General features: G+C 37.0%; 11 protein-coding genes. 5 read left to right on the plus strand and 6 right to left on the minus strand.

Annotation, left to right across the window (positions count from 1 at the left end; all coding sequences use genetic code 11):
• Position 1: 1 nt before the first annotated feature.
• From ACZZZK_RS07630 to ACZZZK_RS07645, 4 genes are all read right to left on the minus strand, one after another.
• On the minus strand, positions 2–2,653 hold the full coding sequence (locus ACZZZK_RS07630; protein WP_463483622.1) for a family 78 glycoside hydrolase catalytic domain: 2,652 nt from the start codon (positions 2,651–2,653) through the stop codon (positions 2–4).
• Positions 2,654–2,807: 154 nt separating this feature from the next.
• Positions 2,808–3,395: a riboflavin synthase gene (locus tag ACZZZK_RS07635; RefSeq protein WP_463483623.1), complete on the minus strand. Its 588-nt coding sequence runs from the start codon at positions 3,393–3,395 to the stop codon at positions 2,808–2,810.
• Positions 3,396–3,398: 3 nt separating this feature from the next.
• Positions 3,399–4,913: an acetyl-CoA carboxylase biotin carboxylase subunit gene (accC, locus tag ACZZZK_RS07640; protein WP_463483624.1), complete on the minus strand. Its 1,515-nt coding sequence runs from the start codon at positions 4,911–4,913 to the stop codon at positions 3,399–3,401.
• 58 nt (positions 4,914–4,971) lie between these two features.
• Positions 4,972–5,994 (minus strand): threonine aldolase family protein, encoded by a 1,023-nt coding sequence (locus ACZZZK_RS07645; protein WP_463483625.1) that lies wholly within the window; start codon positions 5,992–5,994, stop codon positions 4,972–4,974.
• 220 nt (positions 5,995–6,214) lie between these two features.
• On the opposite strand from ACZZZK_RS07645, the gene ACZZZK_RS07650 reads away from it, so the two are divergent.
• Entirely contained in the window at positions 6,215–7,075 is an 861-nt protein-coding gene (locus ACZZZK_RS07650) for an N-acetylglucosamine kinase (protein ID WP_463483626.1), read from the plus strand.
• A gap of 138 nt (positions 7,076–7,213) precedes the next feature.
• On the opposite strand, the gene ACZZZK_RS07655 is transcribed toward ACZZZK_RS07650, so the two are convergent.
• On the minus strand, positions 7,214–7,903 hold the full coding sequence (locus ACZZZK_RS07655) for an NUDIX hydrolase (protein ID WP_056851726.1): 690 nt from the start codon (positions 7,901–7,903) through the stop codon (positions 7,214–7,216).
• Positions 7,904–8,012: 109 nt separating this feature from the next.
• On the opposite strand from ACZZZK_RS07655, the gene pfkA reads away from it, so the two are divergent.
• From pfkA to gap, 3 genes are read left to right on the plus strand one after another with little or no spacing between them, the layout of a single operon-like run.
• Positions 8,013–8,999: a 6-phosphofructokinase gene (gene pfkA, locus ACZZZK_RS07660; protein WP_463483627.1), complete on the plus strand. Its 987-nt coding sequence runs from the start codon at positions 8,013–8,015 to the stop codon at positions 8,997–8,999.
• Between the two features lie 2 nt (positions 9,000–9,001).
• On the plus strand, positions 9,002–9,844 hold the full coding sequence (locus ACZZZK_RS07665) for a hypothetical protein (protein WP_463483628.1): 843 nt from the start codon (positions 9,002–9,004) through the stop codon (positions 9,842–9,844).
• 7 nt (positions 9,845–9,851) lie between these two features.
• On the plus strand, positions 9,852–10,853 hold the full coding sequence (gap, locus tag ACZZZK_RS07670) for a type I glyceraldehyde-3-phosphate dehydrogenase (RefSeq protein ID WP_056851723.1): 1,002 nt from the start codon (positions 9,852–9,854) through the stop codon (positions 10,851–10,853).
• A 671-nt stretch (positions 10,854–11,524) separates the two neighbouring features.
• Here the strand turns inward: gap and ACZZZK_RS07675 are convergent.
• Positions 11,525–11,800 (minus strand): RNA polymerase sigma factor, encoded by a 276-nt coding sequence (locus ACZZZK_RS07675; protein WP_463483629.1) that lies wholly within the window; start codon positions 11,798–11,800, stop codon positions 11,525–11,527.
• A gap of 240 nt (positions 11,801–12,040) precedes the next feature.
• Between ACZZZK_RS07675 and ACZZZK_RS07680 the strand changes: the two genes are divergently transcribed.
• On the plus strand, positions 12,041–12,373 hold the full coding sequence (locus ACZZZK_RS07680; RefSeq protein WP_463483630.1) for a DUF6660 family protein: 333 nt from the start codon (positions 12,041–12,043) through the stop codon (positions 12,371–12,373).
• Positions 12,374–12,422 lie beyond the last annotated feature (49 nt).

The following is a 12,422-nucleotide window of genomic DNA, read 5'->3' on the forward strand; positions in this document are numbered from 1 at the left end:
ATTAATATCTGTATTCAAAATGATAATTTCCTGATCCAATTTTTTCCTTTTTATCGGTTTTCGGCAATATTACAGTAGCCGTTGAGTTAGCCGGAATAGTTACGTCTAATTTAAAAATACCATTTTCTAATGTCCACGATGATTTTACCAAACCATAAACCGTTTCCAGTTCTGCAGCTGCGCTCGATAATTTACCACCAGGTTTTGGAGCAATTAATACCTCCTTATAACCAGGATTTTCTGCAACAGGATTTATGCCTGTTATATTTTTGTACATCCAATCGCCAATGGCACCATATGCATAATGATTGAAAGAATTCATATCTGGTGTTTGAAAAGATCCATCTTGTTTAATACCGTCCCATCTTTCCCAAATGGTAGTAGCACCCATTTTTACTGGATATAACCATGAAGGATAACCTTCTTGCATCAATAAATCGTAAGCTACGTTATCATAACCAAAACGACTTAATACATGGCATAAATACGGTGTTCCTAAAAAACCTGTGGTTAAATGGTTACCATAATCTTTAATATTCTGCACCAATCTTTCTGCCGCTTGTTTCCGGTTTTCTTCTGGTAACATATCGAATTGCAAAGCCAAAACATAGGCCGTTTGCGTATTCGAAGCCAACTTGCCATTTGCAGTCATGTTTTCATTTACATAAGCTTGCTTAATTCTTTTCAGTAGCGCTTCATATTGATTTACATCATCGGTTTTTCCCAAAACTTTTGCTGCGTTGATAAGCAGTTGCGTAGAGTGTGCGTAAAATGTTTGTGCAATCATATACTTATCCGTTACGGCTGCACGGCCATCATTATCATCATTTGGCCGATAAAACAACCAATCGCCGAAGTGCGAACCCGAGTTCCATAAATCATTTTTAGCTACCGATGAAATATAATTTACCCACTTTTTCATACTGGTATATTGAGCGGTTAAAATTCCTTTATCGCCATAGGCAACATACATATCCCAGGGAATTATCGTTGCTACATCAGCCCAGCCTGCCGACCCCGCATCGCGTTTATTAAGCACATTTGGTACTACATACGGCACACTTCCATTTTCCAATTGATCTGCCGAAACATCTTTCATCCACTTGGTAAAAAATCCGGCAACATCCATGTTGTAAGCTGCTGTGGTTGCAAAAGCTTGTGCATCGCCAGTCCAACCCAAACGTTCATCTCTTTGTGGACAATCGGTAGGAACATCAACAAAATTTCCTTTTTGTCCCCATTGGATATTATGCTGCAACTGATTTAACATTGTATTCGAACTGGTAAAATTGCCCGTTTGTTTCATGTCTGAATATATGGCTACTGCTGTGAGTGCATCCGTAGTTAATTCTCCAGGATAGCCATCAATTTTTACATACCGAAACCCTTGGAAAGTAAAATGTGGCTCAAAACTTTGTGCTAAATTATCTTTAAGAATATATTCGTTCGATTGCTTCGCTGAACGCAAGTTGGTGGTATAGAAATTGCCTGCTTTATCCAATACCTCGGCATGGTTTAGCGTTATTTTTGTGCCTGCTGTTCCTTTGGCTTTTAATATTACCCAACCCACCATGTTCTGTCCGAAATCTACCACGGTCTCTCCCAGTGGCGTTTTGAAAATTTTAATCGGTTTAAAGATTTCATGTTTCCTCACGGGAGGACCACTCATCCCCACCAATTTTACTTTATCTTTAGGAAGAATTTTTGTCGCTTTCCATAGTGCGTTCTCTTTGAAACCTACATGATCCCATCCAGCTTGCTCTTTTCGAGCATCGTAAGTTTCTCCATTATAAATATCTGATGATAAAATCGGTCCATTGGAAGTTTTCCAAGTATCATCCGTGATAAAAATTTCTTTGGTTCCATCCGCATAAACAACTTCTAATTGAAAAAGTAAGGCCCTGGTATCACCGTAAAACTTACTTTGCCCTGCGAAACCTATTCTACCTTTATACCAACCATCGCCTAAAGTAACACCAAAAGCATTTAAACCTGTTTTTACAAACTTGGTTAAATCATAAACCTGATATTGTAAATGATCCTGATAACTCGTCCACCCTGGTGCAAAATAGTGGTCGCTTATTCGCTGGCCATTTAATCGAGCTTCATATAAACCTTTGGCTGTAATATAAGCGGTAGCTGTTTTTACTTTCTTGCGAATATTAAATTCCTTTCTAAGCATTGGGCTCGCTAACGAAGTATCTTTACCATCAACAGTTATCCAATTAGCAACCCAATCTCTTTCCGTTAAACCCATTTGAAACCATTGCACTTGCGACCATTTCGATGCATTCCCATGATTGTCTTTCACCCTCACCTGCCAAAAATATTTTGTTTTCGATTCCAGATCAGGACCAGCGTAAGTTACTAGTACAGATTGATCACTCTTTTTAGTTGAAGTCCAAACTCTACTCTTGTCAATCGCTTCGCTTTTCCCTACCCTTATTTCGTAGCTGGTTTGCAATGTATTTTTAATAGCTGATTGCATCTTCCAACTAAACCTTGGTTTGGAATTATCTAAGCTAAAAGGATTTACTAAATGCTCAACAGTTAAATTTTGTACGACGATTTTTTGAGAAAACCCTTCGGCAACAGAAAAAACAAGAACTGTAAAAACAATAAAAAGGCGAGAAAACAGTATGGATAGGCTCATATTGAAATTATTTAAATTTGGCTTTGGTAATACTATAATCCGCATTAAATCAAGGCTAACTGTCCTGTACAGTTATGCATAAAAGAAAAGACTTGGTTTAAATAACCAAGGCCAAGCTTACTAACTAAAATATTACTTTTAATCCTCTATGTTTCTACTTGTTTGCCATTAAACGAGCAACATATTTACCAATAATATCGAACTCCAAATTTACGGTATCGCCAACTTCAACCTGATGTAAATTAGTATGTTCAAAAGTGTAGGGGATGATGAAAACAGAAAATTCATCGGCTTGAGAGTTAACAACTGTTAAACTAATTCCATTTACGCAGGCAGAACCTTTTTCAACAGTTACATTTCCGGCAGAGGCATCATATTTAAACCGATACTCCCAACTGCCATCCAACTCTTCGCGTTTCACGCAAACGGCAGTCTGATCTACATGGCCTTGAACGATATGCCCATCCAAACGGGCATTCATTTGCATACAACGCTCCAGGTTAATTTTGCTCCCTACCTTTAAATAACTGAGGTTGGTTTTACTCAAAGTTTCATCAATTGCAGTAACAGTATGTGTATCTTCAGTTAAGCCTACAACGGTAAGACAAACCCCATTGTGTGCAACACTTTGGTCGATTTTGAGCTCGTGGCTAATAGACGAAGAAATAGTGAAATGAATATTAGTGTGATCGGTTTTGATGGCTTTTACTTCGCCCAGGTTTTCTATAATTCCAGTAAACATTACTTAAAGTTTAATTCTATTTTTTCTCCAATTGGAGGATTCTGCAACTGTGCTATCCAACTTTTTAGCCTCTTTCTTATTGTCAAAAAGCCTGACTGCAACCAGGGCTGCTATCAAGGCTTCTGTCTCGTCGGCGCTTTTAAGGCTTTCGGCATTAAAGTATTTGCCAACAAAGTGAGTATCAAAATCTCCAGTTCTAAACGCTTCATGCTGCATTACAAATTTACCAAAACCCAAAGTAGTTTCGATCCCAGTAATATCATATTCGTCAATTGCCCTGATCATTCTTTGGATAGCTTCTTCCCTATCTTTTCCAAAAGTAATTAGTTTTGCAATCATCGGGTCGTAATAAATCGGTATCTCCATGCCTTGTTCAAAGCCATCATCTACCCTTACACCATTGCCTTTTGGGGTTTTGTACGTTTGCAGCGTACCAATATCTGGTAAAAAATTATTGTTAGGATCTTCGGCATACACACGCAATTCAACTGCATGCCCGTTTATTTTTAAATCTTCCTGATTAAAACTAAGGGCTTCGCCCGATGCGATTTTTATCTGTTCTTTTACTAAATCTATTCCAGTGATCAATTCTGTAACCGGATGCTCTACTTGCAAACGGGTGTTCATTTCCAAGAAGAAAAAATCGAGGTTTTCATCCAAAATAAACTCAACCGTTCCTGCACCGGTATAATTTACAGATCGAGCAACATCTACCGCACATTTTCCCATCTTTTCTCTAATTTCGGGAGTTAGCACGGATGACGGCGCTTCTTCTACCACCTTCTGATGTCTCCTTTGAACTGAGCACTCACGCTCGAAAAGATGAACGATATTACCATGCTCATCGCCCAATACTTGAATCTCGATATGCCTTGGTGAGGTAACATATCTTTCTATAAAAACTGCTCCATCTCCAAAAGCTGAGGTAGCTTCACTTACGGCCAACTGCATTTGTTCTTCAAAAGCATCTACAGACTCTACAATTCGCATGCCTTTGCCCCCACCACCCGCAGCAGCCTTAATTAAAATCGGAAAACCAACTTCGACTGCTCTTGATTTAGCCTCCGAAACATCTTTTATGGCCTCTTCTGTACCAGGAACCATTGGGATATTATACTTAAGCGCTGCCGCCTTTGCCGATAACTTGTTTCCCATAATTTCCATTGCTTTCGCTGAAGGGCCAACCAATATTAACCCCGCATCGGCCACCTGTTGTGCAAAACCTGCATTTTCAGAAAGGAAACCATAACCAGGATGAATAGCATCAGCTCCTGTTTCTTTACAGGCCTCGATAATTTTTGCACCTACCAAATAGCTTTGGTTAGACGGTGCAGGTCCGATAAAAATTGCTTCATCTGCATAGCGAACATGTAATGCATTGCGATCAGCTTCTGAAAAAACAGCAACCGTTTTTATTCCCATTTCCTTTGCCGAACGCATAATTCGCAAAGCGATTTCTCCACGATTGGCGATAAGGAGTTTGGATATTTTAAGCTGTTCTTTATCTGGTATCGACATCTGGCTAGAGTTTATTAAGTTATTTTTTCAGTATCCTTAAAGAAGAATCAATCTGTTATTACAAATGTAAAATTATTTCGATAGCCTCATCAATCATCGATTGATTAAGGTCCAAATGTGTTACCAACCTAATGGTGCTTGCACTTGTGGTATTGCAGTGAAGGCCTTTTTCTTTCAACTGATCAACGATCTTTTGAGCCGATCCTTTCGCTACTTCAAAAATCAAAATATTGGTTTCTACAGGCATAATCGATTTAACATAACTCGTTCTTGCTAAGGCGCCCGCCAATGCTTTCGCATGATCATGATCTTCCTTCAATCTTTCTACATGATGATCAAGCGCATAAATACCTGCAGCAGCTAAAAACCCTGCCTGGCGCATACCTCCACCAAAAGCTTTCCTGATTTTCCGGGCTTTGGTAATCATATCCTTTGATCCCAATAATAATGATCCTACAGGTGCACCCAAACCTTTTGATAAACAGATTGATATGCCGTCAAAATATTTTCCATAGGCACTTGCTTTGTCGCCAGTGGCTACAAGTGCATTGAAAACCCGGGCACCATCTAAATGCAGCTTTAGTCCTTTTATGTTACATAAGTGATGGATCGGCGCAATTTGATCCAAAGTATAGCATTTCCCACCTCCCTTGTTGACCGTATTTTCCAGAACCACCAGGCTCGAATTTGGGTAGTGAATATTATCTTCGTTTATTTCTGGCTCAATCAATTCAGGCGTAAGAATACCCCGATCGCCATAAAGTAACCTCACCGATGCGCCCGAATGATAGGCAATGCCACCTATCTCATATCGATAAACGTGAGCGGTTTGATCACAAATTACCTCATCCATTGGTTGCGTAAAACATTTAATAGCAATTTGGTTCGTCATTGTTCCGGATGGACAAAATAGGCCTGACTCCATATTAAACATCAATGCCAATTTCTGCTCGAGTGCGGATACGGTTTCATCTTCTTCGAAAACATCGTCGCCAACTTTGGCACTCATCATCGCCTCTAGCATCCCAGCGGTTGGCTTTGTTACTGTATCACTTCTAAAATCTAAAAATCTGCTCTTCATTTTTGTATGAAATGTAAATATTTTTTTACGGTTAAGAAAAAAGACCAATGCCTTTTCTGGTATAATTTTAAGGTTTTTAGGCCATTAAGCACTGTATATAGTGTATTTTTTACACACTTAATTTTAAACAACAACAAATTGTTAAAAAATTATTAAAAAAAAAGATACAAAATATAAGAGTTTTTATACTTTTATCGTGCTAAAACCAAAAATAAATAAAATGATAGTAATTGCAGACGGTGGATCAACCAAAACAAATTGGTGCTTGATTAACGAGGCCGGCAGAAAAATTTACTTTAACACCGAGGGTTACAATCCATATTTTTCCAAAGGAGAATACATTGTAAAGTCTTTGAATGAAACTCTTCCAGACCACTTGGAAAGAGAAAAATTAACAGGAGTTTACTATTATGGTGCTGGATGTTCTACCCCGGGTAATGTAAAAATTGTGGCTGATGCCATGAAACAGGTTTTTACTAATGCCGAGATTTTTGTTGGTCATGATTTACTTGCCTCTTGCAGAGCACTTCTAGGAAACGAGCCAGGATTTGCTGCTATTTTAGGTACGGGAACCAATTCATGTCTATACGATGGAACAGACATTACATTGAACATCGACTCATTAGGTTACTTTTTAGGAGATGAAGGAAGTGGTTCTTTTATCGGTAAGCGCATTTTGGGTGATTACATGAAAGGTTACATGCCAAAAGGATTACGTGAAGCATTTTATGATAACTATGCTTTAACAAATGAGGATATTTTCGATAATATTTACAACAAGCCGTTGCCAAATCGTTTCTGCGCCAGCTTTAGTAAATTTTTATACGATTTTAAAGATAATTATGAAGATTATGCATTTAGCACAATCGATTATGCTTTTACCTCGTTTTTTGAAGCATTGGTTATTCACTATCCAAACTATAAAGATCACAAACTGAACTGCGTAGGATCTGTAGGTTATAGCTTCCGCGATATTTTAAGTATTGTGGCTGATAGATACGAAATGGGTGTTGGAAAAATAATCCGCTCTCCTATAGATGATTTAGTGCATTATCACTTAGAACTAGCTCCAAAAAAATAGTTTGGAGTTGGGAGTGTTAAGACTGAAGTCTTAAGTCCTTCTTTATAAAACAAATAAGCCAGATTTGAAATTTCAAATCTGGCTTATTTGTTAAAAGCGCTCTATTCACACTTTGTCTTTCAACTTTTAACTTTTAACTTAAAAAGATATCTCTTTCCCAAAAAGTTTAGCGTACTTTCTTTTATCAAACCGATATAAGGTAGCTGCTCGGTAAGAAACCCCTTTTTGTTTTTCGTCAAGTTCCTTCAACACACCAAAACTTACAATTTTCTTCCTGAAATTTCTTTTATCAAGCTTTTTACCCAATACCAGCTCATAAACATGCTGCAATTGCGTTAAGGTAAACTTCTCTGGCAAAAGCTCGAAAGCAATTGGTTGATGTTTAATTCTCCTCTTGATTTTTTCTAAACCTTTATCGTAGATTTTTTGGTGATCGAAAGCTAGTTTTGGCAAATCGGTAATGGGTAACCAGTTTGCCCTTTTGGCATAAGTACTGATCGGGCGAAGTTCTTTATCGCCACCTAAACGAATAAGTGCATAATAGGCTAAGGTAATTACCCTACCCTGCGGGTGCCTATTAGGATCGCCAAAAGCATAATATTGCTCCATGTAAATGCCACGGAGACCTGTAAGTTCGTATAAAATTCTAGAGGCTGATTGATCTAAACTTTCATCGGCACCAACAATGTTACCGGGCAGTGCCCACCAATCTTTAAATGGTTCTTCATTCCTTTCAATGAGAAGGATTTTTAATTCCTTTCCATCAAATCCAAACAAAACGCAATCTATCGAGAATACTGAATCTAAATGAGGTAAAATTTGTTCCAAGGTAAAATTTAGTTATTTTAAGCAGATAAAGGTATGACTTTCAATATTAAGTAAAAAAAATAAAAAAAATTACTTAGTGTAAAAATTACACACTATATTCGTATCATAGATGGAGCCAAATATTAAAAATATAGCTGTACTTACTTCTGGTGGCGATGCCCCAGGAATGAATGCCGCAATCAGAGCTGTTGTTCGTACCGGAATATATCATGGCATTAACATGTTTGGTGTTATGCAAGGATATCAAGGACTGATAACCGATAATATAAAACCAATGGATGCCCGATCTGTAAGCAATATTTTACACTTGGGCGGAACTATTTTAAAGACCGCACGTTGCCTTGAATTTAAAACTGAGGAAGGACAACAAATAGCTTATAATAACTTAAAGAAAAATAATATCGATGGATTAGTGGTTATTGGGGGCGATGGAACTTTTACAGGTGCCAAGAGGTTTTCAGAAACTTTCGGCGTTAAAGTAATCGGTATTCCTGGTACTATTGATAACGACTTAGTGGGTTCGGATTTTACCTTAGGATATGATACTGCCATTAATACCGTTATAGAAGCAATCGACAAAATTCGGGATACTGCAGATGCACACGACCGCTTATTTTTTATTGAAGTAATGGGAAGAGATTCCGGCTGTATTGCTTTAAGAAGCTCGATAGCCAGTGGTGCAGAAGCGGTTTTATTACCAGAGAGAGAAACCAGCGTAACCGAATTGATTGATAAACTCGCTTTGGGCGCTGCAACAAAAAAATCATCGAGTATTGTTATTGTTGCCGAAGGACACAAGCAAGGTGGTGCTTATGATATTGCCAAAAAAGTGAAGGAAACGTTTGATCATTACGATACCAAAGTAACCATACTCGGCCATTTGCAACGTGGCGGAAGTCCGAGTAGTTTTGATAGAATTTTGGGCAGCAGACTAGGATTTGCGGCAGTTAATGCTCTAATTGCTGGAGAAACCGAGCAAATGGTTGGCTTAAAAGGCAATGAAATAAAATTAACCAGCATTGCAGAAGCTTTAACGGCACACAGCTTCAAACTGGAACCGGATTTAATGGAAATGACTGAAGTTTTATCTATATAATCATGATAGCAGTAGTTTACAGTGGATCGAGAACAGCATTCTGGAAATTAACCCAAAATGGGCAGGTTGTAGGACATTGCAATACGGCTGGTATTAATCCAACTTTTGTAGATTCGAAAATGCTGCTGCAGATTTTGAATAAAAAGGTAGTTTTAGTTAACAACGCTGAAAACATAAAGAAAATTTATTTCTTTGCCGCTGGTGCTTCATCGCCCGGTCGTAAAGAAGAACTTTCAAAAACTTTATCTTCATTTTTTAGGTATAGTAAAGTTTTTGTTGAGGATGACTTATTTGGTGCTGCAAAAGCTGCTTGCTATGATAAGCCAGGAATTGTTGGCATGTTGGGCAGCGGCTCACATTGTGCTTATTTTGATGGCAAAAAACCAATAATGAATAATTTTGGATTAGGCTACATCCTTGGAGACGAAGGGTCATCAAATTATTTTGGAAAAATGCTTCTGAAAGATTTCTTGAGTCAGAAATTGCCAGGTGATTTGGAAGCAAAATTTATCGGAAATTACAATTTAGATCGCCCTCAGATATTAGAAAGAATATACAATAAGCCACATGCGAATATTTTTCTGACGTCATTTTTTGATTTTTTCACTCAAAATATTGAACATGAATATATTATCAAGCTAATTGATATTGGATTTGAAAAATATTTCCAAACCTACATTTTACCTACGGTAGAAAAATATGGAAAGGAAGATATCCATTTTGTAGGTAAAGTTGCTGCAGAATTAGAAGACAGACTGCTACTTACCGCAGCGAAGCATCAGATTAAAATAAAAACGATTATTAAAGAACCAATACTAAATTTATTAAAACATTACACTAATTAACAAAACAATGAGCAAAATTGGAATAAACGGCTTTGGCCGTATCGGCAGACTGGTTTTCAGAGCTGCCCTTAAAAGAGGATTAGATATTGTAGCAATTAACGATTTAATTGAGCCAGATTACATGGCTTATATGTTAAAATATGATTCAACTCATGGCAAGTTTGACGGAACAATTGAAGTTGTTGATGGAAATTTAGTTGTTAATGGAAAAACAATCCGTGTAACAGCAGAAAGAAATCCAGCTGATTTGAAATGGGATGCTGTAGGTGTTGAAGTAGTAATTGAATCTACTGGCCTATTTTTAACACGTGCAGATGCTGAAAAACACATTGCTGCAGGTGCTAAAAAAGTTGTTTTCTCTGCACCAGCTAAAGATGCTGATATCCCTACTTATGTAATGGGCGTTAACCACCATAAATTAACGGCCGATCAAACTATCGTTTCAAACGCATCATGTACTACAAACTGCTTAGCGCCAATTGCTAAAGTTTTAAATGATAACTTTGGTATTGTAGAAGGTTTAATGAGCACGATCCATGCAGTTACTGCAACGCAAAAAACTGTTGATGGTCCTTCTGCTAAAGACTGGAGAGGTGGCCGTGGTGGTTTCTCAAACATCATCCCTTCATCAACCGGTGCTGCAAAAGCAGTAGGTATGGTACTTCCAGAATTAAAAGGAAAACTTACCGGTATGTCATTCCGTGTTCCTGTTGCCGATGTTTCTGTTGTTGACTTAACAGCACGTTTAGAAAAACCAGCAACTTACGAGCAAATTAAAGCAGCTATGAAAGCAGCTTCTGAAGGTGAATTAAAAGGTGTATTGGCCTATACTGAAGACGAAGTGGTATCATCAGATTTTATTGGCGATGATCATGCTTCTATTTTCGATGCAAAAGCTGGTATTTCATTGAATGATAACTTTGTTAAAGTTGTTTCTTGGTACGATAACGAATGGGGATATTCATCAGCCCTGGCTAAATTCGTAGAATACTACGGTAGCTTGAAATAAATTTAAATAAATATTAAAATTAGGAAAGCGGCAATGTTTCAAACATTAGCCGCTTTTTCTATATAAAAAAATATTTCACTAATAAAATTAAAATTATTTTGACCGAATTTTAGCTTATAAAATTTTTTTTAGCCTATTATTCCGTTTAAAAATAAAGAATACACTATAAAAAGGCCAAAAAATTGACTCATCCTTAATTTTTAACCTTTAATTAACAATTTGATAGCTTAAACAGATTGAAAAAATCACGATTTAACAATTACTTAACATATTTTCAGCTTATATTTGCAGGCAAGTCGTTTTTAAAGCCTCAATCTTTCAAAAAATCAATTGTAAATAAAAAATGACAAAAAAAATACTTAAAAATTTCTTAGTGTATTTTTTACACTATGAATTTTTTTACTATATTTGTAGAGTAATAAACGGAACGATGTTTGTTTACAATTAAAAAGATAAAAACATCCTGACAGAAACTTAGGTTTCGAATAGGATTTAAGACAAAGCCTGGCTCATAACAGGTTTATATTTGGTTAGAAAAAAAGGAGACGCTTGGATGAGGTCTCCTTTTTCTTTTACAGCAAATTCCAAATAGCTGATTGAATTTTTTTCAACAGACAATATTTGTAACAATCGTTTAGGATTATAAACAAGAACAGATTGATAAGCTTTAACTAAGAGTTAGCTTTTGAAAGATTGATATGTTTTGCTGCAATTTGATTTATCCAAGTAAACAGCTTAATCTTGTTGTCATAAGCCGGGATTGAATACCAAACTTCAATAAAAACATTTTCCAAAACCACCGCTGCCTTGTCTTGATCGACGCAAGCTCTGAGTATATTGCCGTAAATGGCAGAAGCATATTTATGATAGAGCATCTTAAATGCACCATCTTCTTTTGCTCGTAACCGATCTGAGAATGCCACTTCATCGGATACCCAAACTTTCAAGGTTTGATCTGATTCGTAATCCTGAATTTCGGTGGTTGACAACTGCATTTTGTAGAGCTAATAAACTGATAACACAGTGATGCCTATATTGTTCTTTGACGCTCAGAGAATCAAACAACTGGTTGGAATACAACCTAAACGACTAAACTTCGCCGTTGAATTGAGCGCATTATTTGTTGCTAAATTTAAAAGAAATTAAAATCCAGAAGTATTTAGAGATGATTTGTACCTTTGCCCAGAATGAAGATCTTAATCTATTTATTGAGCTTTATAATCATCAGTTTATCCTGCATCAATTGTGAGGATGTTATGGCTATGGTTAGTCATTCTGAAATATCGAGCGCCAGTATAGAAAAATCTAAAGGCATAACTGAGCAAGATAATTGCTCTCCTTTATGTACCTGCAACTGTTGTGGTCAGCTTTTGATAGCGAACATTCCGGTTTCTATTCCAAAAACACTTAAAAGATCAATTCCGAAAAAAGAGTCAAACGCTTACAACAGTAATTTCATCTCCAGCTACGTACAAAATATCTGGCAACCGCCAAAATTGAATAATCACTTTAACGGGTAACCGTTGAATTCAGGACTACATCCATTTATTCAATTTTAGAAATACATCA

It is taken from the genome of Pedobacter sp. AC163, from assembly GCF_979258665.1.